The organism is Halomonas denitrificans, assembly GCF_003056305.1.
Lineage (GTDB): Bacteria > Pseudomonadota > Gammaproteobacteria > Pseudomonadales > Halomonadaceae > Halomonas > Halomonas denitrificans.
The window spans coordinates 184816-211571 of the sequence record NZ_PYVX01000003.1; the positions used below are offsets into that span (position 1 = coordinate 184816).

At 68.4% G+C, this 26756-nt stretch carries 22 protein-coding genes; 9 read left to right on the forward strand and 13 right to left on the reverse strand.

Annotation, left to right across the window (positions count from 1 at the left end; all coding sequences use genetic code 11):
- Positions 1–64: 64 nt before the first annotated feature.
- The 3 genes from glyQ (at position 65) to gmhB (ending at position 3912) form a co-directional block, all read left to right on the forward strand.
- Complete coding sequence (gene glyQ / locus C9F13_RS10300; protein ID WP_108446177.1) at positions 65–1027, forward strand: glycine--tRNA ligase subunit alpha; 963 nt, start codon at positions 65–67, stop codon at positions 1025–1027.
- Positions 1027–3093, forward strand: a complete 2067-nt coding sequence (gene glyS, locus C9F13_RS10305; protein WP_108446178.1) for a glycine--tRNA ligase subunit beta — start codon at positions 1027–1029, stop codon at positions 3091–3093. Before glyQ ends, glyS begins: the two co-directional genes overlap by 1 nt.
- A 249-nt stretch (positions 3094–3342) precedes the next feature.
- Positions 3343–3912 (forward strand): D-glycero-beta-D-manno-heptose 1,7-bisphosphate 7-phosphatase, encoded by a 570-nt coding sequence (gene gmhB / locus C9F13_RS10310; RefSeq protein WP_108446179.1) that lies wholly within the window; start codon positions 3343–3345, stop codon positions 3910–3912.
- Positions 3913–4039: 127 nt separating this feature from the next.
- Here the strand turns inward: gmhB and gyrB are convergent, their stop codons facing one another.
- The 4 genes from gyrB to dnaA form a co-directional block, all read right to left on the reverse strand.
- Positions 4040–6460 carry a DNA topoisomerase (ATP-hydrolyzing) subunit B gene (gene gyrB, locus C9F13_RS10315; RefSeq protein ID WP_108446180.1) on the reverse strand — a complete coding sequence of 807 codons (2421 nt, stop codon included), beginning with the start codon at positions 6458–6460 and terminating at the stop codon, positions 4040–4042.
- A gap of 11 nt (positions 6461–6471) precedes the next feature.
- The gene (gene recF / locus C9F13_RS10320; RefSeq protein ID WP_108446181.1) at positions 6472–7587 is read right to left on the reverse strand and encodes a DNA replication/repair protein RecF; all 1116 of its coding nucleotides are present in this window, start codon (positions 7585–7587) and stop codon (positions 6472–6474) included.
- Between the two features lie 55 nt (positions 7588–7642).
- Positions 7643–8746 carry a DNA polymerase III subunit beta gene (gene dnaN, locus C9F13_RS10325; protein ID WP_108446182.1) on the reverse strand — a complete coding sequence of 368 codons (1104 nt, stop codon included), beginning with the start codon at positions 8744–8746 and terminating at the stop codon, positions 7643–7645.
- Positions 8747–8807: 61 nt separating this feature from the next.
- Entirely contained in the window at positions 8808–10277 is a 1470-nt protein-coding gene (dnaA, locus tag C9F13_RS10330; protein WP_108446183.1) for a chromosomal replication initiator protein DnaA, read from the reverse strand.
- 554 nt (positions 10278–10831) lie between these two features.
- On the opposite strand from dnaA, the gene rpmH reads away from it, so the two are divergent.
- The 4 genes from rpmH (at position 10832) to mnmE (ending at position 14800) form a co-directional block, all read left to right on the forward strand.
- Positions 10832–10966 (forward strand): 50S ribosomal protein L34, encoded by a 135-nt coding sequence (gene rpmH, locus C9F13_RS10335; protein ID WP_008959105.1) that lies wholly within the window; start codon positions 10832–10834, stop codon positions 10964–10966.
- A 13-nt stretch (positions 10967–10979) separates the two neighbouring features.
- Positions 10980–11393 carry a ribonuclease P protein component gene (gene rnpA, locus C9F13_RS10340; RefSeq protein ID WP_108446184.1) on the forward strand — a complete coding sequence of 138 codons (414 nt, stop codon included), beginning with the start codon at positions 10980–10982 and terminating at the stop codon, positions 11391–11393.
- Positions 11394–11600: 207 nt separating this feature from the next.
- Positions 11601–13289, forward strand: coding sequence for a membrane protein insertase YidC (gene yidC, locus C9F13_RS10345; RefSeq protein WP_108446185.1), 1689 nt, complete (start codon positions 11601–11603; stop codon positions 13287–13289).
- A gap of 140 nt (positions 13290–13429) precedes the next feature.
- Entirely contained in the window at positions 13430–14800 is a 1371-nt protein-coding gene (gene mnmE / locus C9F13_RS10350; protein WP_108446186.1) for a tRNA uridine-5-carboxymethylaminomethyl(34) synthesis GTPase MnmE, read from the forward strand.
- A gap of 355 nt (positions 14801–15155) precedes the next feature.
- Here the strand turns inward: mnmE and C9F13_RS10355 are convergent, their stop codons facing one another.
- The 4 genes from C9F13_RS10355 to rdgB form a co-directional block, all read right to left on the reverse strand.
- Positions 15156–16004, reverse strand: coding sequence for a 23S rRNA (adenine(2030)-N(6))-methyltransferase RlmJ (locus tag C9F13_RS10355; protein ID WP_108446187.1), 849 nt, complete (start codon positions 16002–16004; stop codon positions 15156–15158).
- A gap of 84 nt (positions 16005–16088) precedes the next feature.
- Positions 16089–16769, reverse strand: coding sequence for a YiaD family glycine zipper/OmpA-like lipoprotein (locus C9F13_RS10360; protein ID WP_108446188.1), 681 nt, complete (start codon positions 16767–16769; stop codon positions 16089–16091).
- A gap of 37 nt (positions 16770–16806) precedes the next feature.
- Positions 16807–18000, reverse strand: coding sequence for a radical SAM family heme chaperone HemW (hemW, locus tag C9F13_RS10365; RefSeq protein ID WP_108446189.1), 1194 nt, complete (start codon positions 17998–18000; stop codon positions 16807–16809).
- Positions 17997–18608, reverse strand: a complete 612-nt coding sequence (rdgB, locus tag C9F13_RS10370; protein ID WP_108446190.1) for an RdgB/HAM1 family non-canonical purine NTP pyrophosphatase — start codon at positions 18606–18608, stop codon at positions 17997–17999. The genes hemW and rdgB overlap by 4 nt, the downstream gene beginning before the upstream one ends.
- A gap of 403 nt (positions 18609–19011) precedes the next feature.
- Here rdgB and C9F13_RS10375 point away from each other — a divergent pair, with 403 nt between their 5' ends.
- Entirely contained in the window at positions 19012–19713 is a 702-nt protein-coding gene (locus C9F13_RS10375) for a LuxR C-terminal-related transcriptional regulator (protein ID WP_108446191.1), read from the forward strand.
- Between the two features lie 15 nt (positions 19714–19728).
- On the opposite strand, the gene C9F13_RS10380 is transcribed toward C9F13_RS10375, so the two are convergent.
- The 5 genes from C9F13_RS10380 to C9F13_RS10400 all read right to left on the reverse strand — a co-directional run bounded on the left by C9F13_RS10380 (position 19729) and on the right by C9F13_RS10400 (position 25539).
- Positions 19729–20976 carry a P-loop nucleotide/nucleoside kinase family protein gene (locus C9F13_RS10380; protein WP_108446192.1) on the reverse strand — a complete coding sequence of 416 codons (1248 nt, stop codon included), beginning with the start codon at positions 20974–20976 and terminating at the stop codon, positions 19729–19731.
- A 27-nt stretch (positions 20977–21003) separates the two neighbouring features.
- Positions 21004–22293, reverse strand: coding sequence for a glutamate-1-semialdehyde 2,1-aminomutase (hemL, locus tag C9F13_RS10385; RefSeq protein ID WP_108446193.1), 1290 nt, complete (start codon positions 22291–22293; stop codon positions 21004–21006).
- A gap of 178 nt (positions 22294–22471) precedes the next feature.
- A complete protein-coding gene (thiD, locus tag C9F13_RS10390; RefSeq protein ID WP_108446194.1) occupies positions 22472–23329 on the reverse strand; it encodes a bifunctional hydroxymethylpyrimidine kinase/phosphomethylpyrimidine kinase in 858 nt (285 codons plus the stop codon).
- Positions 23329–23760 (reverse strand): protoporphyrinogen oxidase HemJ, encoded by a 432-nt coding sequence (gene hemJ, locus C9F13_RS10395; RefSeq protein WP_108446195.1) that lies wholly within the window; start codon positions 23758–23760, stop codon positions 23329–23331. The genes thiD and hemJ overlap by 1 nt, the downstream gene beginning before the upstream one ends.
- 9 nt (positions 23761–23769) lie before the next feature.
- Entirely contained in the window at positions 23770–25539 is a 1770-nt protein-coding gene (locus tag C9F13_RS10400; RefSeq protein WP_108446196.1) for a chloride channel protein, read from the reverse strand.
- Between the two features lie 128 nt (positions 25540–25667).
- Between C9F13_RS10400 and argC the strand changes: the two genes are divergently transcribed.
- Positions 25668–26702: an N-acetyl-gamma-glutamyl-phosphate reductase gene (gene argC / locus C9F13_RS10405; protein WP_108446197.1), complete on the forward strand. Its 1035-nt coding sequence runs from the start codon at positions 25668–25670 to the stop codon at positions 26700–26702.
- Positions 26703–26756 lie beyond the last annotated feature (54 nt).

Genomic DNA, 26756 nt, shown 5'->3' on the forward strand with positions numbered 1-26756 from the left:
ATAACCGATCTTCCAGTAATTGTATACTTGACGGCTCGTGAATTCATGGCCAACGGTGCTTCCAATGACACAGTCGACGCCAGACGTGACAACCTTCCAGGGCCTGATCCTCGCCCTGCAGCAGTACTGGGCCGAACAGGGCTGCGTGATCCTCCAGCCCCTGGACATGGAGGTCGGTGCCGGCACCTTCCATACCGCCACCTTCCTGCGCTCCATCGGGCCCGAGACCTGGAACGCGGCCTACGTGCAGCCCTCCCGCCGCCCCACCGATGGCCGCTACGGCGAGAACCCCAACCGCCTGCAGCACTACTACCAGTTCCAGGTGGTGATGAAGCCCTCCCCCGCCGAGCTCCAGGAGCTCTACCTGGGCTCGCTCAAGCGTCTGGGGCTCGACCCGCTGGTCCATGATATCCGTTTCGTCGAGGACAACTGGGAGTCGCCGACCCTGGGCGCCTGGGGGCTCGGGTGGGAAGTCTGGCTCAACGGCATGGAGGTGACCCAGTTCACCTACTTCCAGCAGGCCGGCGGCCTGGAGTGCTACCCGGTCACCGGCGAGCTGACCTACGGCCTCGAGCGCATCGCCATGTACCTGCAGGACGTCGACAGCGTCTACGACCTGGTGTGGACGGTGGCCCCGGACGGCACCAGGGTCACCTACGGCGACGTCTACCTGCAGAACGAGCGCGAGCAGTCGGCCTACAACTTCGAGCATGCCGACATCGACTTCCTGTTCGCCTCCTTCGATCACCAGGAGCGCGAGTGCACCAAGCTGCTGGAGGCCCGGCTGCCGCTGCCCGCCTACGAGCAGGTGCTGAAGGCATCCCACACCTTCAACCTGCTGGACGCCCGCCACGCCATCTCGGTCACCGAGCGCCAGCGCTACATCCTGCGCGTGCGCACCATGGCCCGGAACGTAGCCCAGGCCTACTACGACTCACGCAAGGCCGCTGGCTTCCCGCTGGCCCCCGAGGCCCTGCGTCATGAACTGCTGGCCGACGCGCCGCTTGCCGAACAGGGAGATGTCTGATGGCTGCCAACACCCTACTGGTCGAACTGGGCGTCGAGGAACTGCCGCCGGGCGCCATCGATGCCCTCTCCGATGCCCTGGCCGAGGGCATCCGCCGCGGCCTTAGCGAGGCCGACATCGACGCCGGCGAGGTGCGGGCCTACGCGAGCCCGCGTCGCCTGGCCGTGCAGATCCAGGAGCTCGCCGACAAGCAGCCCGACCGCGAGGTCGAGCGCCGCGGCCCGGCGCTGGCCGCCGCCTTCAAGGAGGGCCAGCCGACCAAGGCCGCCGAGGGCTTCGCCCGCTCCTGCGGGGTCAGCGTGGACCAGCTGATCCACCTGGAGACCGACAAGGGCACCTGGCTCGGGTACCGGGAGCACCAGCCCGGCGAGGCCACCACCGCGCTGCTGCCGGCCATCGTCGAGAAGGCCATCGGTGCGCTGCCGGTGCCCAAGAACATGCGCTGGGGCGCCTCGCGGGTCGAGTTCTCCCGCCCCGTCCACTGGCTGGTGATGCTCTACGGCAGCCAGGTGGTCGAGGCCAGCGCCTTGGGCCTCGAGGCCGGCCGCACCACCCGCGGCCATCGCTTCCACGCCCCTGCGCCCATCGAGCTCGCCCATGCCGACGACTACCTCGCCGCCCTCGAGGGCGCCTGGGTGCTGGCCGATCGTGACAAGCGCCGCGAGCGGATCCGCGAGCAGGTGCTGGCCGAGGCCGAGGTCCAGGAGGCCACGGCGGTGATCGACGAGGAGCTGCTCGTCGAGGTCAGCGGCCTGGTGGAGTGGCCCGTGGCCCTGACCGGCAGCTTCGACGAGCGCTTCCTCGAGGTGCCGCCGGAGTGTCTGATCTCGTCGATGAAGGCCAACCAGAAGTACTTCCACCTGCTGGACGAGGCGGGCCGGCTCAAGCCGCTGTTCATCACCGTCTCGAACATCGACAGCGCCGACCCCGACCAGGTGATCCAGGGCAACGAGCGGGTGATCCGTCCGCGCCTGGCCGATGCCGCCTTCTTCTACGACACCGACCGCAAGCAGACCCTGGCCGAGCGCGCCCCGGCGCTGGCCGGCGTGGTGTTCCAGAAGCAGCTCGGCAGCCTGGCCGACAAGGCCCACCGCAACGCCGCCGTGGCCGCCTTCATCGCCGGCCGCATCGAGGGCGACGTGCACGATGCCCGGCGCGCCGCCGAGCTCGCCAAGTGCGACCTGGTCACCGAGATGGTGCTCGAGTTCCCGGAGCTCCAGGGCACCATGGGTCGCTACTACGCGCTCAACGACGGCGAGCCCGACGAGGTCGCCCTGGCGCTGGAGGAGCAGTACCTGCCGCGCTTCGCCGGCGACGCCATCCCCCAGGGCCGCACCGGCCTGGCGCTGGCCCTGGCCGACCGCCTCGACACCCTGACCGGCATCTTCGGCATCGGCCAGCGCCCCAGCGGCACCAAGGACCCCTTCGCCCTGCGCCGTGCGGCCATCGGCGTGATCAACATCCTGGTCAAGGGCGAGCTCAGCCTCGACCTGCGCGAGCTGCTCGAGCTGTCGGCCGCCCAGCACCAGGAGCTGCCCTACGCCGAGGGACTGGTCGACGAAGTACTCACCTACATGCTCGACCGCTTCCGCGCCTGGGCCAGCGACGAGGGCATCGCCACCGAGGTCTACCTGGCCGTACGCGCCCGGCCGGTCACCGAGCCCCTCGACTTCGCCCGTCGCCTGCGCGCCGTGCAGGGCTTCGCGCGCCGCGAGGAAGCCGCCGCGCTGGCCGCCGCCAACAAGCGTGTCTCCAACATCCTCGCCAAGCAGCAGCATGACGGCGACCTCAGTGTCGATGCCGACCGGCTGCAGGAAGCGGCCGAGAAGACGCTCTTCGAGGGGCTGGAGGCGTGCCGGGGCCAGGTGATGCCGCTGTTCGCCGAGGCCCGCTACAGCCAGGCCCTGGACACCCTGGCGACCCTTCGCGAGCCGGTGGACCGCTTCTTCGACCAGGTGATGGTCATGGCCGAGGATCCCGCCGTGCGTCGCAACCGTCTGGCGCTGCTGGCCGGGCTGCAGGCGCTGTTCCTCGAGGTGGCCGACATCGCCCTGCTCCAGCAGTAGGCAACCCCCTCAGGGACTCAAGGCCGGCGAGCGATCGCCGGCCTTTTTCATGTCCGTCATTTATGGCCATCCTTCCCTGACGGAGATGGCATGTTCCATGTGGAACATCGCCGGTATCGGCGACGACACAACCTGTGTCAGCCGCCCGCCCCGAGCCCTCGTCGAGAGCCAGGTGGGTAACCCTTGGCAGACGATGTTCCACGTGAAACACTCCCGCCATCTCCTGGCCGCTACCACCGGATTCGCCCCATGCCTCATCCCTCGAAGCTCGTCATCCTCGATCGCGACGGTGTCATCAACCACGATTCCGATAACTACGTGAAGTCCCTCGACGAGTGGATCCCCTACCCCACCGCCATCGAGGCCATCGCCCGGCTGAGCCGGGCCGGCTGGACCGTGGCCATCGCCACCAACCAGTCGGGCATCGCCCGGGGATACTACAGCGAGGCGGTCCTGGCGAGCATGCACGAACGGCTGGAGCAGCTGGTCCACCAGGCCGGCGGGGAGATCGCCCACATCGCCTACTGTCCCCACGGCCCGGACGACGGCTGCGACTGCCGCAAGCCACTGACCGGCCTGCTCGAGCAGATCCGCCGGGCACTCCACCTGGAGAACCTGGAGGGCAGCTGGATGGTCGGCGACAGCCTGCGCGACCTGCAGGCGGGCGAGCCGATGGGCTGTCGTCCGGTGCTGGTCAGGACCGGCAAGGGGCGTCGTACGGAGGCGAAGGGGGAAGGCCTCGACCAGGCGATGATCTTCGACGACCTGGCCGCCTTCGTGACCTGGCTGCTCGTCGCGGAGGGGCACGCCGGCGAGTGAGACGACACGCCGCCAACAGGCAGCCCGAAACGCAACGAGGCCGGCTATCAAGCCGGCCTCGTCGTTGGTGCCGCCCGTCGGGGGTGGCGGGAAGTGCGATGTTCCACGTGGAACATCGCCGGGACGATCAGATGTCCAGGTTCGCCACCAGGGCATTGCGCTCGATGAAGTCGCGTCGCGGCTCTACCTCGTCGCCCATCAGGGTGTTGAACATCATGTCGGCCGCCACCGCGTCCTCGATGGAGACCCGCAGCATGCGCCGGGTCTCCGGGTTCATGGTGGTCTCCCAGAGCTGCTCGGGGTTCATCTCGCCCAGGCCCTTGTAGCGCTGGAGGGAGAGGCCGCGCTGCGCCTCGGCCATCAGCCATGTCAGGGCATCGTAGAAGTTCGTCACGGGGCGCTTGCGCTCGCCGCGCGCCACGTAGCTGCCCTCCTCCAGCAGGCCGTCCAGCGTCTCGCCCAGCGCCGCCATGGCACGGTAGTCGGCGCTGGTGAAGAACTCGACGCCCCAGACGTAGTCGGTGGTGACGCCGTGGGCCGTGAGGGAGACTGCCGGCAGGTAGAAGCCACGCTCGCCGTCCTCCTCGAGGCGGAAGGTGTAGCGCGGCCCGCCCTCGTAGGAGACCAGGGCGTCCATCTCGTCCTGCAGGTAGGCGATCCAGTTCTGCATGGTGAGACGATCGCGCAGACTCTGCTCGCCGTCGAGCCTGGCGGCATGCACGATCTTGCGCAGCACGACGTCGGGATAGACCCGCGACAGCCGCTCGATGCGCTTCATCACGTCGCGATACTGGTTGACCAGCTCCTCGAGCTGGGCGCCGGCGATCCCGGGGGCGTCGGCATTGACGTGCAGGCGAGCCCCGTCCAGGGCGGTGGTGGTCAGGTAGTCGACCATCGCCTGCTCGTCCTTCAGGTAGAGTTCCTGCTTGCCGCGCTTGATCTTGTAGAGCGGCGGCTGGGCGATGAAGACGTTGCCGCGCTCGATCAGTGCCGACATCTGACGGAAGAAGAAAGTCAGCAGCAGCGTGCGGATGTGCGAGCCGTCGACGTCCGCGTCGGTCATGATGATGATCGAGTGATAGCGCAGCTTGTCGGGATTGAACTCCTCGCGCCCGATGCCGCAGCCCAGGGCCGTGATCAGCGTGCCGACCTCGGCCGACGAGAGCATCTTGTCGAAGCGCGCCTTCTCGACGTTGAGGATCTTGCCCTTGAGCGGCAGGATCGCCTGGGTACGACGATCGCGCCCCTGCTTGGCGCTGCCGCCGGCCGAGTCACCCTCGACCAGGAACAGTTCGGAGAGGCTGGGATCCTTCTCCTGGCAGTCGGCCAGCTTGCCGGGCAGCCCGGCGATGTCCAGCGCGCCCTTGCGGCGCGTCATGTCGCGCGCCTTGCGCGCCGCCTCGCGGGCGCGGGCGGCGTCGAGCATCTTGTTGACGATCGCCTTGGCCTCGTTGGGCTTCTCGATGAGGTAGTCCGCAAACAGGCGCCCCATCTCCTGCTCCACCGCGGTCTTGACCTCCGAGGAGACCAGCTTGTCCTTGGTCTGGGCCGAGAACTTGGGATCCGGCACCTTCACCGAGATGATCGCCGTGAGGCCCTCGCGGGCATCGTCGCCGGAGGTGTTGACCTTGGCCTTCTTGAGTAGCCCCTCGGCCTCGATGTAGTGGTTCAGCGAGCGCGTCAGCGCAGCGCGAAACCCGGCCAGGTGGGTGCCGCCATCCCGCTGGGGGATGTTGTTGGTGTAGCAGAAGATATTTTCCGAGAAGGTATCGTTCCACTGCATCGCCACCTCGACGCCCACGCCGTCTTCGCGCTCGGCGTTGAAGTGGAACACCGGGTTGAGCACCGTCTTGTTGGTGTTCAGGTGGTTGACGAAGGCCTTGAGGCCGCCCTCGTAGTGAAACAGCTCTTCCTTGCCGCTGCGCTCGTCGATCAGGCGAATCGCCACGCCGGAGTTGAGGAAGGAGAGCTCTCTCAGGCGCTTGGCGAGGATATCGTAGTGGAACTCGATGTTGTGGAAGGTCTCGGCGGAGGGGCGGAAATGCACCCGGGTGCCGCTCTGCTCGGTCTTGCCGACCACCGCCAGGGGGGCGTCGGGCACGCCGTGGTGATAGATCTGCTCGAAGACCTGGCCGGCGCGCCAGATGGTCAGCTTGAGCTCCTCGGACAGGGCGTTGACCACTGAGACCCCGACGCCGTGCAGGCCGCCGGACACCTTGTAGGAGTTGTCATCGAACTTGCCGCCGGCGTGCAGCACGGTCATGATCACCTCGGCCGCCGAGACCCCCTCCTCCTCGTGGATATCGGTCGGCACGCCGCGACCGTTGTCGGTCACGGTGATCGACTCATCGGGGTGGATGATCACCCGGATCTCGCTGCAGTGTCCGGCCAGCGCTTCATCGATGGAGTTGTCCACCAGCTCGAACACCATGTGGTGCAGGCCCGTGCCGTCGTCGGTGTCGCCGATGTACATGCCCGGCCGCTTGCGTACGGCATCCAGGCCCTTGAGAACCTTGATGCTCGATGAGTCGTAAGCCTGTTCGCTCATTGACTACTCCGTCATGAAGTCTGTCTGTCCATTGGCAGCAGCTGCCCCTGGCCTGATTCGGAATGTTCCACGTGGAACATCGTCAACTGGGTGTCCGCCTGCCACAGGCCCGCCAGGGCATCGGGGTCGACGCTGGTGATGAATACCTGGCACTGCATGCGCTCCAGCCACTGGCAGAAGACGCGCCGGTGGTCGCTGTCGAGCTCGGCAGGCAGATCATCGATCAGGTAGAGGCAGGTCCGCCCGGTCAGCTGCTCGAGCAGACGCCCCTGGGCCAGCTTCAGGGCACTCACCACCAGCTTCTGCTGGCCACGTGAGAGCACTTCCACCGCCGGCCGCTTGCCGAGCCGTATGCCCAGCTCGGCGCGCTGCGGCCCCTGCTGGGTGAAGCCCATCTGGTGATCGGTGTGGCGCGCCTGGCGGAGGATGTCGCTCAGCTCACGCTTGCGGTCCCAGCCCCGCGCGTAGCGCACGGCCAGGCCGGGCAGCGTGATGAGTTCCTGCAGGGTGTCCTCGAACACCGGCAGGAACCTCTCGATCCAGTCACGGCGCATACCGTCCAGCAACCTGCTCCAGTGCACCAGTTCCTGTTCCCAGGCATCCAGTGAAGCATCCGACATTCTACCATGCCTGAGAAGGGCATTCCGATGTTTCAGCGCGCGCCGGAAGCGGCGCCAGGCGTCGAGAAAATCGTGTTCCACGTGAAACACGCCCCAGTCCAGGAACTCGCGGCGACCGGCGGGAGGGCCCTCCAGCAGGCGGAAGGCATCGGGGTTGATCAGCTGCAGCGGGAGGGTTTCCACCAGCCGCGAGACCCGGTCGAGCCGTTCGCCGGAGAGGCGCATCTCGAGCTCCGCGGCCTCACGGTGGCGCCGCACGCCGATGGTCACGGCCGGGTCGCCGGCCAGCCGCGCGTGCAGCGTCATGGCGTCGGCGTCGTGGGCGATGGCGTGGCGCAGCTGGCGCGCCCGGAACGAGCGACCCATGCCGAGGACATGAATGCCCTCGAGCAGGCTGGTCTTGCCGCTGCCGTTGGCGCCGGTGAGGAGGTTGATGCGCGGGCCGGGCGTGATGTCGATGGCCTGCAGGTTGCGCAGGCCCTGAAAGGTAAGGCGATCGAGAGGCATGAGAGCAGGTCGACGGCGTCGGCGGCCCCCTCGTCGGGCGCCGCCGGACGGCGTCTCAGAGGCGCATGGGCATGACGACGTACATGGCGTCGCCGCCACCGGGCTCTTCCATCAGCGCGCTGCTGTTGGGGTCGGCGAGGGTCATCTGCACGCGATCCTCGTCCAGCACGCTGAGCACGTCGACGAGGTAGCCGACGTTGAAGCCAATCTCCATGGCCGGACCGCTGTACTCGATGGCCACGTTCTCCTCGGCCTCCTCCTGCTCGGGGTTGTTGGCCATGACCCGCAGGTTGCCCTCCTCGAGGTGCAGGCGCACGCCGCGGTACTTCTCGTTGGAGAGGATGGCGGTGCGCGACAGCACCTGGCGCAGCTCAGCGCGATCGGCGATGAAGACCTTGTCGCCGCCGCGCGGCACGACCCGCTCGTAGTCGGGGAACTTGCCGTCCACCAGCTTGGAGGTGAAGGTGAAGTCGCCGGTATGGGCCCGCACGTGGGTGGCGCCGAGGGTCAGGCTGACGGGCTCCTCGCCGTCATCGAGCAGGCGCACCAGCTCCATGATGCCCTTGCGCGGCACGATCAGCTTCTGAGACGGCTCCACCTGGATATCGGCGGAGCGTGAGCAGACGGCCAGGCGGTGGCCGTCGGTGGCCACGGTGCGCACCAGGTTGGGGCCCATCTCCAGCAGCATGCCGTTGAGGTAGTAGCGCACGTCCTGCTGGGCCATGGCGAAGGAGGTCGCATCGATCAGGTGCTTGAGCGTGCCCCGCGGCAGGCTCAGCTCCACGGTGCCCTGGTCGTCCTCGATGTTCGGGAACTCGGCCACCGGCAGGGTCGAGAGCGTGAAGCGCGAGCGACCGCTGCGCAGCACGGCCCGCCCCTCTTCGAGGGTCAGCTGGATCTCCGACTGATCGGGCAGCGACTTGCAAATATCCATCAGCTTACGGGCCGGCACGGTGGCGGAGCCCGGCTCCTCCACGTGGCTGGCCGCGGTGCGCCCGATCAGCTCGACCTCGAGATCGGTGCCGGTCAGCGACACCTGCTCCTGGTCGACCTGAATCAGCACGTTGGAGAGTACCGGCAGGGTCTGGCGCCGCTCCACCACGCCGGCAACCAGCGTCAGCGGGCGCAGCAGCGCTTCTCGGGAGATGGAAAATTTCATGTCGACTCCACTACTTGTCCTGGAGGGATTGAGGCCGGCGTCCCGACCGCTGGTGTTCCGTTCAGCTGGTCAACAGCCTCAGCAGATTCTTGTAGTCCTCGCGGATGTCCGCGCTCTCCTCCTGCAGCGATTTCACCTTGCGGCAGGCGTGCAGCACCGTGGTGTGATCGCGGCCGCCGAAGGCGTCGCCGATCTCGGGCAGGCTATGATTGGTGAGCTCCTTGGCGAGCGCCATGGCCACCTGGCGGGGACGGGCCACCGAGCGCGAGCGCCGCTTGGAGAGCAGATCGGAGAGCTTGATCTTGTAGTACTCGGCCACGGTGCGCTGGATGTTATCCACCCCGACCTGCTTGTCCTGCAGCGCCAGCAGGTCCTTGAGCGACTCGCGGATGAAGTCCTGGGTGATCGTCTTACCCATGAAGTGGGAGTCGGCGATCACCTTCTTCAGCGCGCCCTCCAGCTCGCGGACGTTGGAGCGGATCTTCTGGGCAATGAAGAAGGCGGCATCGTGGGGCAGGTCGACCTTGGCCTGATCGGCCTTCTTCATCAGGATGGCCACGCGCGTCTCCAGCTCCGGCGGCTCGATGGCCACCGTCAGCCCCCAGCCGAAGCGCGACTTCAAGCGCTCCTCTACCCCACTGATTTCCTTGGGATAACGGTCGGACGTGAGGATCATCTGCTGGCCGCCCTCGAGCAGCGCATTGAAGGTGTGGAAGAACTCCTCCTGGGAGCGCTCCTTGCCGGCGAAGAACTGGATATCGTCGATCAGCAGGGCGTCGACGCTGCGGTAGAAACGCTTGAAGTCGTTGATCGCATTGAGCTGCAGCGCCTTCACCATGTCGGCGACGAAGCGCTCGGAATGGAGGTAGACCACGCGGGCGTTCTCGCGCCGGGTCGCCAGGGCATTGCCGACCGCATGCATCAGGTGGGTCTTACCCAGGCCGACGCCGCCGTAGAGGAATAGCGGGTTGTAGGCCCCGCCGGGGTTCTCGGAGACCTGGCGGGAGGCGGCGCGCGCCAGCTGGTTGGACTTGCCCTCGACGAAGGTCTCGAAGGTGAAGTTGGGATTGAGGCCGCTATTGTGCTTGAGGCTGCCCTCCACCTGCACCTCGCGCTCACCGCCCCGCCGCTGGCCGGCCCCCTCCTCGCGCAGCTGGTCGATCTCGCGCTCGTCGCCCACGTCGCCCCGGGGCGGGACCTGCACGGCGGGCGCCGCCGGTGCCCGGGGCGCGGCGGAGACCGGGTTGCCCAGCTCACGGGGCTGCGGGTTCGGCGCCGCGCTGCGGCGGCTGCCCACGGTCAGCACCACCTTGGGCGGCTTGGCCGGCGAGAGCTCACGCATCAGCTCGCTGATCCGCTTGGCATACTTGTCGCTGACCCAGTCGCGCACGAAGCGATTCGGCGCCAGCAGGCGCAACTGGTTGGACTCCCCTTCCTCCGCCTGCAGCGGACGGATCCAGGTATTGAACTGCTGCGAATTCAGTTCATCCTGCAGGGTATCCAGACATTGTTGCCAGAGAGCCAGTGACACGCGACCTCACCTTTGCGTAGAAAACGACCGCCCATTGTATCGCTCGGGCTTCGGGTTATCCACATGACCGAGCCAACGCCGGGTCCTGTGGAAAACCCCGCCACCCCTCGGCGGCTTGCGGGACGCAGCGGTCAGCGACCCTCGGACGCCGCCGGCCCCTCGAGCCTTGCCCGACACGGGCGCATCGCGGTGAGTGCACTCCCCCTTCACCCCATCCCCACTTTGTCCACAGCAGATACACATCAACAATGCATTGATATATATAAAATAAAACGACTTGTTCACACAGCCCGTCCCCAGGAGTGACCACAGGGTACGAGACACCCCGGCCTGTCATGGGGGCGAACGGGCAGGGGCACGCGGTCCCACGATCGCGCCGAAAGCCGCGCCGTCAGGGCGTTCCCGGCGCCGCAAAACACAGGTAAGAATTGCACCGCAGGGCTGGAATCACTACAATTTCCGGTCTTGAGTCGAATACCCCCGGATCCGCCAGCGGCATCCGGATCTCTACGAGTGATCCAATCATTCAGAAAACCACGTGGGAATAACGAGTTATGAAACGTACTTTTCAACCCAGCGTCCTCAAGCGCAAGCGCGCACATGGCTTCCGTGCTCGCATGGCCACCAAGAACGGCCGTGCCGTGCTGGCTCGTCGTCGCGCCAAGGGCCGCAAGCGCCTGAGCGCCTGATCGCGGCCCTCGCGTGTCTCGTCAGGGCTATCCCCGGCAGCTGAGACTGCTGACTGCCGGGGACTATCGTCGTGTCTTCGAAACGGCGGCTTTCAAGGTCCATGGCAAGGGGCTGATGGCTCTGGCCTCACCCAACGCGCTCGGCCACCCGCGACTCGGCCTGATCTTCAGCAAGAAGAACGTACGCCGGGCCGTCGATCGCAACCGCCTCAAGCGCATCGTGCGTGACTCCATCCGGCTCCGGCAGCAGCGCCTTCCCGCGGTCGATATCGTGGTGCTGGCCCGGCGAGGAGTCCACGAGCTGGACAACGCTACCGTGCATCGCCAACTCCACGGGATGTGGCGCCGCCTCGAGCGCGAGGCGAGCAAGTCCGCCCGCGAGCCGGAGCGAGGCACCACGCGGAGCGAAGACACGCACCGCAAATGATGACCGGCCCCCTTCGGTCCCAGCGCATCCCGGAGCCTGCATGAGCCTCATCACCCCGCTCTTTGCCGCGCCCCATCGCGTCGACGCCTCGGATGCCGCCGGACAGCGTGCGTTTCCCAGCCTGCCTCCGGCAGGCTTTCGTGTATCTCGGGTGTGCGACCTGCGTTGCGCCATCGGAATGTTCACTACCCATCGGGCAGACCCCTCATGGACGTAAAACGACTACTCCTGCTGATTCCCCTGGCGGTACTCGCCTACCTGTTGATGGTCCAGTGGAATCAGGACTACGGCCAGGTTTCTCCTGAGCCGCAAGCCCCCGCCATGACGAGCAGCGCGTCGAACGGTGCTTCCGCGCCGACCGATGGCGGCGACGACCTCTCTGTGCCCACCAGCGCCTCGTCGAGCGACATGGCCAGCGGGATTCCCGGCGCGGCCGAGGCACCGGCAGGCAGCCGCGACCTGGTGGCCGTGGTCACCGACGTGCTGGACGTGCGCATCGACCCCCAGGGCGGCGACATCGTCTATGCGGCGCTGCCTAAGCACCGCTTCAGCCTCGATTCCGAGCGCCCCTACGTGCTGCTCTCCGACAGCGAGACGCGCAGCTACGTGGCCCGCTCGGGGCTGCAGCTCGAGGGCCACGAGGGCCGCATCACCTTCACCCCCGAGGCCACCGAGTACCGGCTGGGCGAGAACGACGATCGCCTCGAGGTCGACATGACCGCCGAGGTCAACGGCGTCGAGGTGATCAAGCGCCTCACCTTCGAGCGCGACAGCTACGCGGTCGACGTGAACTACTTCCTGGCCAACAACACCGAGGAGCCGGTCACCGCCCGCTTCATCGGCCAGCTGGTCCGCGACAACAGCAGCGATCCCTCCAGCGGTCCGAAGATGGGCATGCGCTCCTACCTCGGGGCCGCCTACTCCACCCCGGAGGACCGCTACCTCAAGGTCGACTTCGAGGAGATCCAGGAAGGCGCCTTCAACAACCGCGACGTCGAGGGCGGCTGGGTCGCCATCATCCAGCACTACTTCACCTCGGCCTGGGTCCCGGCCCAGAACCAGCAGAACCTCTTCTACGCCACCACCGATGCGCGCGACCGCAACGTGGCGGCCTTCGCCGGCCCGACCAGCAGCGTGGCCGGCAACGCCGAGGCGACGCTGGGCGCGACCCTCTACATGGGCCCCAAGATCCAGGATCGCCTCGAGGCCGTGGCGCCCAACCTGGAGCTGACGGTGGACTTCGGCTGGCTGTGGTTCATCGCCAACCCGCTGTTCTGGCTGCTCGACCACATCCATGACCTGATCGGCAACTGGGGCTGGTCCATCGTCCTGCTGACCATGCTGGTGAAGGCCGCGCTGTGGCCGCTCTCCGCCAAGGCCTACAAGTCCATGGCCCGCATGCGCAAGCTGGGCCCGGAGATGCAGCGCCTCAAGGAGCAGTTCGGCGACGACCGCCAGAAGATGTCCCAGGAGATGATGAAGTTCTACCAGAAGGAGAAGATCAATCCTCTGGGGGGCTGTCTGCCGATCCTGGTGCAGATGCCGGTGTTCATCGCCCTGTACTGGATGCTGCTCGAGTCCGTCGAGCTGCGCCATGCGCCCTTCATGTTCTGGATCCAGGACCTGTCGGTGAAGGATCCCTACTTCATCCTGCCGATCCTGATGGGCGCCTCGATGTTCGTGCAGCAGATGCTCAACCCGACGCCCCCGGACCCGATGCAGGCGAAGATCATGAAGATGCTGCCGATCGTCTTCACCTTCTTCTTCCTGTGGTTCCCGGCAGGCCTGGTCATCTACTGGGTGGTCAACAACTGCATCTCGATCATTCAGCAGTACACCATCACCCGCAAGATCGAAGCCGACCCCAGTATCGGCAAGGGCATGAAGACCAAGTAGCCAAGGTCCTCTCCCGTCTCTCCAGACCCCCGCCTCGGCGGGGGTCTGGCGTTTGGGGGTCTGGCCTTCGATCGCTCCACCCCGGACAATATCCCCGAGCGCCCCGTCGCTCACCCGCCTTTCGACCACAGGAACCGTCCATGGCCGCCAGCCTCTACGATCAGGACACCATCACCGCCCTGGCCACGCCGCCGGGCCGCGGCGGCGTGGGGATCATCCGCGTCTCCGGACCCGCCTGCACGACGATCGCCCAGGCGATGCTCGGCCACTGCCCCGCCCCGCGCCAGGCCCACTACGGCCCCTTCCGCGGCGCCAGTGAGGTGATCGACGAGGGCATCGCGCTCTACTTCGCCGGGCCCCACTCCTTCACCGGCGAGGACGTGCTGGAGCTCCAGGGCCACGGGGGGCCGGTGATCATGGACCTGCTGCTCGAGCGTTGCGTGCAGCTCGGCGCCCGGCTGGCCCGGCCCGGCGAGTTCTCCGAGCGCGCCTTCCTCAACGACAAGCTGGACCTGGCCCAGGCCGAGGCGATCGCCGACCTGATCGAGGCGAGCTCGAGGGGAGCCGCCGAGAACGCCCTGCGCTCCCTGCAGGGCGAGTTCTCGCACCGCGTCCAGGCGCTGGTCCAGCGGCTCATCGAGCTGCGCATCTACGTCGAGGCGGCCATCGACTTCCCCGAGGAAGAGATCGACTTCCTCGCCGACGGGCACGTGGCCGGCAAGCTCGCCGCCATCCAGGGCGACCTGGCCGAGGTGCGCGCCGCCGCCGGCCAGGGGGCGCTGATGCGGGAGGGCATGAGCGTGGTGATCGCCGGGCGCCCCAACGCCGGCAAGTCGAGCCTGCTCAACGCCCTGACGGAGCAGGAGACCGCCATCGTCACCGACATCGAGGGCACCACCCGGGACGTGCTGCGTGAGCACATCCACCTGGACGGCATGCCGCTGCACGTGATCGATACCGCCGGCCTGCGCGACACCCCGGATGCCGTCGAGCAGATCGGCGTGGCGCGGGCCTGGGAGGAGATCGAGAAGGCCGACCGGGTGCTCTTGATGGTCGATGCCGCGACCACCGAGGCGGTGGATCCCATGGCCATCTGGCCGGAGTTCGTCGCGCGCCTGGCCGATCCCTCGCGGCTGACCCTGGTGCGCAACAAGATCGATGCCAGCCAGGAGACGCCCGGGCTCGACACCGCCGGCGAGCGGCCGGTGATCCGGCTGTCGGCCAGGAGCGGCGCCGGCATCGACAGCCTCAAGGAGCACCTCAAGTCGGTGATGGGCTTCGCGGCGACCACCGAGGGCCGCTTCTCGGCGCGCCGTCGCCACCTGGACGCTCTGGACCGCGCCGGGCAGGCGCTCGCCAACGGCGAGGCCCAGCTGGCCGGCCACGGCGCCGGCGAGCTGCTGGCCGAGGACCTGCGCGACGCCCAGCAGGCGCTGGGCGAGATCACCGGGGAGTTCAGCGCCGACGACCTGCTGGGCGAGATCTTCGGCAGCTTCTGCATCGGCAAGTAGCACAATGGCATCCAGCCGTCGGCGCTGACGCGCCGGCTCCCCAATGGCGGCTGGGCGAGGTCTTCGGCAGCTTCTGCATTGGCAAATAGGGCAATGGCTCCCAGCCGTCAGCGCTGATGCGCCGGCTCACCAATGGCGGCTGGACGAGCTCTTCGGCAGCTTCTGCATTGGCAAGTAGCGCAATGGCGTCCAGCCGTCGGCGCTGACGCACCGGCTCACCAATGGCGGCTGGGCGAGGTCTTCGGAAGCTTCTGCATCGGTAAGTAGATCACAGAGGCGACGCTGAGCGGCGGTTCATAAGGACTCTGCCGGGCGAAAGCCTCGGCAGCAGCTATATCGACCGGCGGCCCGTTCTCTACTCCCCCACCCACCAGTCGCCGCGATGACGGCTGGTCTCGCCCAGCAGCGGCAGGACCTTGGCCATCGCGGCCTCCAGACGTTCATCGAGCCCCCAGGGCGCATTGATCACCAGCATGCCGCTGCCGACCATGCCGCGTTCGCCCTCCCGGGACTCGCGCAGGCGCAGCTCGCTGCGCCAGATCTTGCGCACCCCGCCCTCGCGCAGCCCCTCCAGCAGCTCCCGGTGGCGGCCCGCCGGCAGCAGCGGGTACCACACCAGCACCACCGCATGGCGCGCCTTGCGCATGGCCTGACAGACGGCCTCGGCCACCTCGGCGTACTCCGCCTTGCGCTCGTAGCTGGGGTCGACCAGCACGCAGAGGCGCGGCGTGGGCACCGGCAGACGCTTCACCAGCCCCTGGAGCCCGTCACCGTGAATGCGCTGCACGTTGTCCGGCAGCGCCTGGCGGGTCAGGTGGCCATGCTCGCCGGGATGGAGCTCGAAGAGCATCAGCCGGTCCTGCGCGCGCAAGCGCGCCGAGAGCCACCAGGGCGAGCCGGGGTAGTGATCGAGCCCGCCCGCGCGGGACTGCACGCGGCCCACCGCGGCGAGCCAGTCGTCGAGCAACGGCTCCCCGGCGAGGCGCGCCCGGGCCTGCCATAGCCTGGCGACCCCCTCGCGATACTCCTGAAGCCTGGCCGTCTCCTCGGCGGCCAGGGGATAGAGGCCACGACCGGCATGGGTGTCCATGTACGTAACAGGTGATTTCTTACGTAACAGATGATCGATGACGGCAAACAGCGTCAGATGCTTGTGAACGTCGGCGAAGTTGCCGGCATGGTAGGCATGCTGGTAGGAGAGCATGGAGGGATCCGTGGGTCGTCGAGACAGAAGGGCCCGCCACTGCGACAGTGGCGGGCCCGGAGGGTGATGCCAGGCAACCGGCGACTACTGCTGGAAGCGCTCCTGGATCGGCGTCAGGGTGATCTCCACCCGACGGTTCTGGGCGCGCCCCTGCTCGGTCTGGTTGCTGGCGATGGGCTGGTTCTCGCCGTAGCCGGTCATGTACAGACGGTTGCGGGTCACGCCGGACTGGGCCAGGTAATTGCCCACCGCGTTGGCCCGCCGCTCGGAGAGCTGCTGGTTGTAGCCGGCGTCACCGGTGCTGTCGGTATGGCCGGCGATGTTGACCCGGGTGTCCGGATACTGCTGGAGCACCCTGGCCACGTCGTTGAGCGCATTGGTGGCGCTCATGGTCAGGTCGCTGGAGTCGAAGCCGAAGGTCACCTGGCTCGGCATGTTGAGCACGATGTCATCGCCGCGACGATCGACGCCGATCCCCGTGCCCTGCATGTCCTGGCGCAGCTGCTCCTCCTGGCGATCCATGTAGGCGCCGATGCCGCCCCCGGCGGCGGCCCCTACGGCGGCCCCGATCAGGGCCCGATCGCGTCGGCTGGTGCTGCCGTCGCCGCTGAGGGCACCGGCCGCCGCGCCGATGGCCGCGCCGATGGCCGCGCCGGTGCCGGTCTGGCTGCGCTGGGTCTGACCGCTATAGGGGTCGGTCGTGGTGCAGCCCACCAGCAGCGCCGAAGCGGCCAGGGGGGCCATCCATCGCATCGCTCTTCTCATCGTGTCCTCTCCTCCTTGGGTGATCAGGGGTCATCCTTCACTGGCCGACATCGTCCATCATGGCCAGCAGTTCGTTCAAGAATAATAGACCCTGGGGCGAGGCCCCAAGCCTGTCGGCATCTTCCACAAGAAGTCCTTTTTCCCGCGCCGCCGCGAGCCTGGCGAGCAGCACCGAGTCATCGCGCCCCGTATGGGCCTGCCAGGTCGAGAGCGGCACCCCCTCCACCAGGCGCAGGGCATTCATGGCGAACTCGAGGGGCAGCTCGCGCTCGTCGATGGGGCTGCGGCCGGCCACGAAGCCGCGGGGATCGTTGACCCGGCGCAGGTAGTCCTCGGGCCGTCGGGATTTCCAGCGCCGCTCGATCCGAAGGCCCTCGGGGGCCGGCGCGCTGAGCTTGCCGTGGGCGCCGGCGCCGATGCCCAGGTAGTCGCCGAAGCGCCAGTAGTGGAGGTTGTGGCGCGACGCCCGGCCCGGCCGCGCATAGGCGGAGATCTCGTAGCGCGCGAGACCGACGGCCTCGAGGCGCGCGTGGCCGGCGTCCTGGATGTCCCACAGCGTCTCCTCCTCCGGCAGGACCGGCGGATAGGAGTGGAATTCGGTATTGGGCTCCAGGGTCAGCTGGTACCAGGAGAGATGCTCCGGGGCGAGCGCCAGGGCCTGCTCCAGGTCCGACAGCGCCAGGGCCGGCGTCTGGCCGGGCAACCCGTGCATCAGGTCGAGGTTGAGGTTGTCGAAGCCGGCCCGGCGCGCCTCGTCGAAGGCCGCCCGGGCATCATCGCCGCTATGGATGCGCCCCAGGGCCGAGAGCTGGGCCGCCTGGAAGCTCTGCACCCCGAGCGAGAGGCGATTGATGCCCGCCGCCCGATAGCCGGCGAACCGCCCGCGCTCCAGGGTGCCGGGGTTGGCCTCCAGGGTGATCTCGACGTCGCGGGCCAGCGGCAGGCGCTGTGCCACGGCCTCGAGCAGGCGTTCAAAGAAGTCGGCCGACATCAGGCTCGGAGTGCCGCCGCCGATGAAGACGCTGACCAGCTCGCGCCCCGCGGCGAGGGGAAGATCGGCCTCGAGGTCGGCGATCAGCGCCGCGAGATAGGCCGCCTCCGGCAGCTCCGCGCCCCGCCCGACGCCGTGGGAGTTGAAGTCGCAGTAGGGGCACTTGCGCACGCACCAGGGCACGTGAACGTAGAGCGACAGCGGCGGCAGGCCGGTCGTGGTCGGCAGCGGTTCGCTCATGAGCGCGCGGGCTCCGGCGCCATAGCGGCCACCAGCGCCTGGAGGGCCCGGCCCCGATGGCTGAGGCGGTTCTTCTGCTCGGCATCGAGTTCGGCGGCGCTGGCCTGCTGGTCGGGGAGCCAGAACAGTGGGTCGTAGCCGAAGCCGCCCTCGCCGCGCGGCGCCTGGAGGATCTCGCCCTCCCAGCTACGCTGCACGATCAGCGGCACGGGGTCCTCGGCGTGGCGCAGCAGCACCAGCACGCACCAGTAGCGCGCCCGCCGACGCCCCTCCGGCACCTCGGCCAGGGCCTCGAGCAGTTTGGCGTTGTTGCGGGCATCGCTCTTCGGCTCGCCGGCATAGCGGGCCGAGTAGATGCCGGGGGCCCCCGCCAGGGCATCGACCTCCAGGCCGGAATCATCGGCCAGCGCCGGCAGCCCGCTGAGGCGGCTGGCCTCCCGGGCCTTGAGCAGGGCGTTCTCGACGAAGGTCAGGCCGGTCTCCTCGACGTCGGCCACGCCATAGTCGGCCTGGGCGTGCACCTCGAACCCGAGCGGTGCGAGCAGCTGATGAAACTCGCGCAGCTTGCCGGCGTTGCCACTGGCCAGGACCAGCTGGGCTGGACTCATGATCGATTCTCCAAGACATCAGGGGGCCCCATTCTACGAGCCCGCCATCCCGCTGGGAAACGCGCATCTCCTGCGTCAAAAGCATGACATGCCACCTGAGGACTTTTCTCATGTTCACGAATGAGAGGCACGTTGAGAAACGACGAGCGGGGGGATGAATTTCGTTGAAAGCGGTCTACGGCGGCGGCGCCAGCGATGCCGCGCAGCGGCCAAAACCCGTTGATTGGCAAGAATTACGCCGCGCGTCCGGGCAAGAATGAATAAGCAAAGATAATCACATAACCAAAAGTTCGTAACTAAAACTTACATTCTGACCAAGACTTACTCCCAGGGTGGCAAAACTGCCACATTCGTCTGATTGCTTATCTAGAAACATCATCGCAGATGCGAAGGGGTCGGGATCATGGAGCAGGGCCAACGCCTGGTGTTGCTGGTCACCGCCAACAACCCTCAGTCACAACTCTTCATCGACTACCTGCACCAGCAGCTCGACTGCCAGGTCTCGGTCGTCGCCCCCGCCGCCGAGTGGAAGGGCAGGGAGGCCTCGCCGACGGTGGTCCTGCTCGACGCGGATCACATCGACGAGGCCACCATGCAGCAGTGGCACGTCAGGGCCGCCGAGGCCGAGGACATGTCCCTGGCCGCCTTCAATCTGCGCGACGAGGAGCATGCCGTCGAGATCCTCTCGGCCATGAACCTGCAGGGGGTCTTCTATCGCAGCGACTCGCTGGAGATGATCTGCAAGGGGCTGACCATCCTGCTGGAGGGCAACCTGTGGATGTCGCGCTCGCTGATGACCCGGATGATCCAGTTCTTCCGGCGCCAGCAGCTCAACTCCTATCGGCCGGTCTGCGGCCTGACGCACCGGGAGCTGGAGATCATCGCCATGCTCGGCACCGGGGCCTCGAACATCGAGATCGCCGACCAGCTCTTCGTCAGCGAGCACACCGTCAAGTCCCACCTCTACAACATCTTTCGCAAGATCAAGGTGCACAATCGCCTGCAGGCGGTGAACTGGGCCCGCCAGAACCTCGGCGCCCCGCCGCCGCTGGTCGGCCGCCGCCAGCGCGACACCCCGCCGCCGGGCACCGCCCCCCGCTCCTGATCGCCTGACCGCCGCTCAGGTCAGGCGCACGTGCTCCTGGATCAGCCCCGCCAGGGTCTCGGCGGCGTTGTCGGCGGTGGTGTCCAGGCGCAGCAGGTGCAGGCGCTCCTCGTCGCCGATCGCCTCGAAGGCGGCCTGCTGGGCCTCGAGTATCGCCAGGCTCTCCCGGGCCTCGACGCCCTGGCGTCCGGCACGTTTCTCGATGCGGCGGCGCAGGGTGGCCTCGTCGGCCTCGAAGCTGACCAGCAGCACCGGTAGACCCCGCGCCTCGGCCTCCTGACGCAGCAGGTCGCGCTGCTCGCGCTTCAGGAAGGTGCCGTCGACGCAGGCCGGGAACCCCGCCTCCAGCAGCCTGCCGGCGCACTCGGCCATGCGGCGATAGGTCCGCGCGGTGGCCTCCCGGGTGAAGATATCCACAGCCGGTGGCGTCGATGCCCCCTGTGGATCGAGACCGTGGACGCGCCGCCGCTCCACGTCGGAGCAGATCCGTACGGCGCCCAGGCGTGACACCAGGGTGCGCGTGAAACGACTCTTGCCGCTGCCGGAGACGCCGATGCCGATCACCAGCGGCGGAAAGCGGAACTCGGCATAGCCTTCGGCCAGGGTCAGGTACTCGTGGCAGGCCCGCATGGTCTCGGCGAGCAGCGCTGGACGCTCGACGTCCTCCCCCGCCTCGCCTCGACGCGCCAGGACCCGGCGGGCCCCGGCGAGGGCCTCGACGACGCGAAACACCGAGAGCAGCCGCGCCATGCCGTAATCGCCGGAGAGGCGCAGGTAGCGATCCAGCGCCTGGCGGGCCAGGCCGGTCTCGCCGCGGGCGTCCAGCCCCACCAGCAACGCGGCCAGGTCGCTGCCGGGATCGAGCACGCCGTCAGCGCCCGGCCCCTTGAGATCGCGGCCGATGGCGTTGGCGAGCAGCACCCGTCCCTCGTCGCAGAGCCGGCTATCGGGATGCGCGGCGGCCCAGCTGGCCGTCAGCAGCCGTTCCCGTCGCGACAGGAAGTCCGGGGCCAGGCGCTGCACGTCCTGATCGAGCCACTGGCGGAGCGCGGCGAGGCGATGCCGATCCTCCTCGCCGAGCAGCAGCGGCTCGAGGGCCGCCATCTCGCCCTCGATGCGCGCCTGGAAGGCCACCAGGCCGGCATCGTCGGGAAGGGAGGCCGCGCTGTCGCGCGCATGGAAGGCCACCAGCCGGTCGACCAGTGCCTCCAGCTGCAGAGCATCCTCGCATGCCGCCTGGTGTTGCGCCTCTCTCTGGGCCATCTCGGGTCTCCCGGTCGGTGAAGGGGATCAGCCGCGCTGCATCGCCGCGAAGGCGCGCTCGGCGGCGTCCAGGGTCAGCTGGATGTCTTCCGGGGCGTGGGCGCTGGACATGAAGCCGGCCTCGAAGGCCGACGGCGCCAGGTAGACCCCCTCGTCGAGCATCGCGGTGAAGAAGCGACGGAAGGCGTCGCCGTCGCAGGCGGTGGCCTGGGCGAAGTTGTCGACCCGGCTCTGGCCGGTGAAGAAGAGCCCGAACATGCCGCCGGCGCGCTGGGTGATCATGTCGATCCCCGCCGCCTCGGCGCGCGCCTCGAGGCCGTGACAGAGCGTCTCGACCCGCTGCGCCAGGGCATCGTGGAAGCCGGGCGCCTTGAGCTTGTTGAGCAGGGCGATGCCCGCCGACATGGCCAGCGGGTTCCCCGAGAGGGTACCGGCCTGGTAGACCGGCCCCAGCGGCGAGACGACCTCCATGATCTCGCGACGCCCGCCGAAGGCCCCCACCGGCATGCCGCCGCCGACGATCTTGCCCAGGCAGGTCAGGTCGGGGGTGACGCCGTAGTGCGCCTGGGCCCCGCCCAGCGCCACCCGGAAGCCGGTCATCACCTCGTCGAAGATCAGCACGCTGCCGAAGCGGTCGCAGACCTCGCGCAGGGTCTCGAGGAAGCCAGGCTGTGGCGGAATGCAGTTCATGTTGCCGGCCACCGGCTCGACGATGATGCAGGCCACCTCGCTGCCGATCTCCTCGAAGCACTGCTCCACGGCATCGGGGTCGTTGTAGGAAAGCGTCACGGTGTGCTCGGCCAGGGAGGCCGGCACGCCCGGCGAGCTCGGCTCGCCGTGGGTCAGGGCGCCGGAGCCGGCCTTGACCAGCAGCGAGTCGGTGTGGCCGTGGTAGTTGCCCTCGAACTTGACGATCTTGTCGCGGCCGGTGAAGCCGCGCGCCAGGCGCACCGCCGACATGGTGGCCTCGGTGCCGGAGTTGACCATGCGCACCATCTCGATGGAGGGGATCATCTCGCAGATCAGGTCGGCCATGGTGGTCTCGACGGCCGTGGGCGTGCCGAAGGAGAGGCCGGCGTCGAGGCGCTCGCGCACCGCGCTAAGCACCTCGGGGTCGGCGTGCCCGGTGATCATCGGCCCCCAGGAGCCGACGTAGTCGACATAGCGCTTGCCTTCCACATCGAACAGGTAGGCGCCCTTGGCACGCTCCATGAACACCGGGGGACGGTCCATGCCCTTGAAGGCGCGCACCGGCGAGTTGACCCCGCCGGGGATGTGCCGGCAGGCCTGTTCGAAGAGCTGTGCGGATGTGGTCATGTCAACCTCTTGCCCTGTTGAGACCTGCCCCTCGGGCAGGCTGTGGATAGTTCTCTGGATAACCCTGTGACGGGCGGTGAACTGCCGGTGAATCTCGCTCAAAGTGGGCGCCACCGGCGCGGCCCGACTGCGTCCCTATTCTCGTCTGCCGGCGGGGCGATGACCAGCCCGGCCGGCGTCAGCGCCCGCTCGTCGCCTCGGGCGCGAGCCACGTCGGCCGTGCCGGCAGCGCCCAGAGGCGCCGCGGCAGCCGCTGGTCCTGGCCGGGCTGCCAGCCGTGGGTCAGCGCCTGCCAGGTGAAGGCCTGGGCCTGTTCGCAGGCGGCGACCAGCGACTCGCCCGCGGCCAGGCGCGCCGCCAGGGCGCTCGCCAGGGTGCAGCCGGAGCCGTGGTAGACGCCGGCCAGGCGCGGCCAGGTCCACTGGCGACTGGTGTCCGGGGCGTGCAGGGTATGCTCCACGCGATCCGCCGGCACCCGCCCCTCGGGATCGTCGGTCCCGGTCACCAGCAGCGCCTGGCAGCCCAGCGACATCAGCGCCACCGCCCGCTCCGTATCGTCCTCGCCGTCGCGGTCGGCCAGCCGCGCCAGCTCGCGACGATTGGGGGTCAGGATATCCACAAGCGGTAGCAGATGATGGCGGATAGCGTCGATCAGCTCGCTTGTGGACAACTCGCTGCCGCCGCCGGCGCTGAGCACCGGATCCATCACCACCGGCACGCCCGGCCGCCGGCGCACGATGTCCACCACGGCATCCAGCACGGCCACGTCAGGGATCACCCCGATCTTGATGGCGGCGATCTCGAAGTCGTCGAGGGCCGCCGCCATGGCGCGCAGCTGATCGACACCGACGGGGTGCACCGCGCTGACGTCGCGACAGTTCTGCACCGTCAGCGCCGTGGGCAGGGTCAGGGCCCAGCCGCCGCAGGCGGCCACCGCCTCGCTGTCGGCGACCAGGCCGGCACCGCCAGTGGGATCGTGGCCGGCCAGCACCAGCACGGTCGGCAGGTGGGGACTCAGTTCCGCGTGATCGGCCATCAGAAGGGCTTCATCACCGCGAGGAAGACGATCAGCAGCAGGGCGATCACCGGCAGCTCGTTGAACCAGCGGAAGAAGACGTGGCCGCGCGTGCAGCGCGCCGCGGCGAACTGCTTCAGGTAGATCAGGCAGACATGGTGATAGGCCACCAGCGCCACCACCAGCGTGAGCTTGGCGTGGAGCCACCCCTGGCCGAGCCAGGCGGGATTGAGTGCCAGCAGGGCGCCGCCGAAGAGCAGCACGGCGATCATCGACGGGGTCATGATGCCGCGATAGAGCTTGCGCTCCATGACGAGGAAGTGGTCGATCGCCTGCTGCTCGCCGCGGTCGCGGGCCTGGGCGTGGTAGACATAGAGGCGCGGCAGGTAAAAGAGCGCGGCGAACCAGGTCACCATGGCCACCAGGTGCAGGGCCTTCATCCACAGGTACATGACGACTCCTCAGCCGTTCGGTGAATCGGAGAAACGATAGTGTCGCTCGATGGCGTCGCGGGTGATGATACCGGAAATCCGCTTGTTCTTCGGCCGATGGCCATGCTCCACGTAGAGCGCGTCCACGCCCCGGTCGTTGAGCCGGTCGAAGGCCTCGGTGAGCGTCGCCTGGAGGTGGATCGGCGCCATGTCCAGGCGCTGGCCGGGGATCTCGACCAGGTCCAGCAGCGCGCTGTCGTCGTCGCGCTCCTCGTCGTGCTCCAGCAGCCAGCGCGCCAGGTCGGCGGCCTTGAGCGCCAGCAGCGGCTTGTCGGCGGAGGAGCGCTCGATCAGCACCCAGACGGGATTGGCCTCGAGCAGGGCCCGGGCCTGGTCGCGGGTCACCATGCGCGCGCTGCGCACCAGGCTGCGCTCCATGACCGCCGGCACCGAGACCCGGGAGAGCGCCTGCATCAGCGGCTGCTGCAGCGGATGCAGGCCGTGCCGGGTGACGCTGATGAAGAAGCCGTCGCAGCGGCACAGCTGGCGGGAGGTCAGACCCGCGACCACCACCGCCAGCATGCCCGGCAGGATGATGTTGGGGTTGTGGGTCAGCTCGAGCAGCGCCATCAGCGCGGCCAGCGGCGCCTGCAGCACCGCTCCCATCATCGCCGCCATGCCGAGCATGCCGTAGATCTCGGGCCCGGCGGCCAGGCTCGGCATCAGCTGGGCACCGAGCAGGCCCAGCAGGGTGCCGGCCGCAGCGCCCACCACCAGCACCGGCCCGATGATGCTGACGGGAATGCCGCAGGCCACGGCGCCGGCGGTGAGCAGCAGCTTGCCGATGGCCACCGCCAGCAGCACGTCCAGCGGCAGGCCCCCCGAGAGCGTCATCGCCAGGGTGTCGTAGCCCATGCCCTGCACCTGGGGGTACCACCAGGCCACGCCGCCCACCACCAGCCCGACCAGCGCACAGCGCAGGGCCCAGGGCAGTCGCTCCAGTCGGCGTCCGGCGCGCGCCACCCGCACGAAGAGCCCGGCCAAAAGCCCGATGACCAGCGCACAGACCACCAGCCACGGCAGGTTGACCAGCGAGCCCAGCGCCACGTCCGTGGCCTGGAAGGCGCGCTCGGTACCGAAGGCCAGCTGGGCCACCACCGCGCCCATGGTCGAGGCCAGGATCACCGGCATGAAGCCGACGATGGTGTACTCCATCATCACCACTTCCATGGCGAAGATGACCCCGGCGATGGGGGTATGGAAGGAGGCCGAGATGGCCGCCGCGGTGCCGCAGGCCACCAGCACCCGCAGGCTGTTGTGCGGCAGCTTGAGCCGCTGGCCGAGGCCGCTGACGGCCGCGGCGCCCAGGTGGATGGCCGGCCCCTCACGGCCGGCCGAGAGGCCGCCGAGCACCGAGACCAGCCCGACCCACCACTGGGTGATCCAGTTGCGCAGCGGAAAGCGCCCCTGGTGATAGGTCAGCCGCTCGATCACGTGGGCCACGCCGATCTTGCGGCTGGCGGGCGGCTGGCGCCACAGCCACAGGCCGATCAGCGCCACCGCCAGCAGCGGCAGCAGGGCGCGCCCCCAGGGCGGGAGCTGTTCGAAGGCCTCGGGGTTGCCGTCGGGCATGAAGGCCAGGGCGCCCAGGGCGAGCAGCAGCCGGAACGCCACCATCAGCCCCCCGGTGATCAGCCCCGAGACCACGCCCAGCACGCACAGCTGGGGCAGGGCATCCACGTTGGCCAGCTGGCGACGGAAGCCATCCAGGCTGAAGTCGGGTAGCGAGAAGCGCGGCACGGCGACGTTCCTGTTCGGCCTGAGCATCGGGGATCCCCCGTCTGGGTGGACCCTGCCCTCTTGTGTATCATATCCAGACACGGAGGTCTCAGCGCTTCCCCTCCCAGTCCCGTTTCCAGGAGTCCATCGTGATCAAGGTCGGAATCGTCGGCGGCACCGGATACACCGGCGTCGAACTGCTCAGGCTGCTGGCTCGTCATCCTCACGTGGAGGTGGATGCCATCACCTCGCGCTCCGAGGCGGGCATGGCCGTCAGCGAGCTGTACCCCAACCTGCGCGGCCACTACGACGAGCTGGCCTTCAGCCAGCCCGACGCCGACCGGCTGGGACGCTGCGACGCGGTCTTCTTCGCCACTCCCCACGGCGTGGCCCACGCCCTGGCCGGCGAGCTGCTCGAGCGCGGCACCCGGGTGATCGACCTCTCGGCCGACTTCCGGCTGCGCGACGCCGACGAGTGGGCCCACTGGTACGGCCAGCCCCACGGCGCCCCGGCGCTGCTTGGCGAGGCGGTCTACGGCCTGCCGGAGGTGCGTCGCGAGCGCATCCGCGAGGCGCGGCTGATCGCGGTGCCCGGCTGCTACCCCACCGCCGTGCAGCTCGGCCTGCTGCCGCTGCTGGAGGCCGGCCTGATCGACGTCGAGCACGTGATCGCCGACTGCAAGTCCGGCGTCACCGGCGCCGGGCGCGGCGCCAAGGTGCCCTCGCTGCTGGCCGAGGCCAGCGAGTCGATGAAGGCCTATGGCGCCTCGGGCCACCGCCACCTGCCGGAGATTCGCCAGGGGCTTGGCGATGCCGCCGGCGGCCCGGTGGGCCTGACCTTCGTGCCGCACCTGACGCCGATGATCCGCGGCATCCACGCCACCCTCTACGGGCGCCTCACCGGCGAGCCCGGCGATCTCCAGGCGCTCTTCGAGCGCCGCTTCGCCGACGAGCCCTTCGTCGACGTGATGCCCGCCGGCAGCCACCCCGAGACGCGCAGCGTCAAGGGCGCCAACCTCTGCCGGCTGGCGGTGCATCGCCCCGGCGATGGCGACACCGTGGTGGTACTCGCGGTGATCGACAACCTGGTCAAGGGCGCCTCGGGCCAGGCCGTGCACAACCTCAACCTGATGTTCGGCTTCGACGAGACCGCCGGCCTCGACGCCCCGGCCATCATGCCCTGACCTCCCCGCTCTTCCATGGGCGAAGCTCGGTGGGAGAGCGCAGCGAGGGTCTTT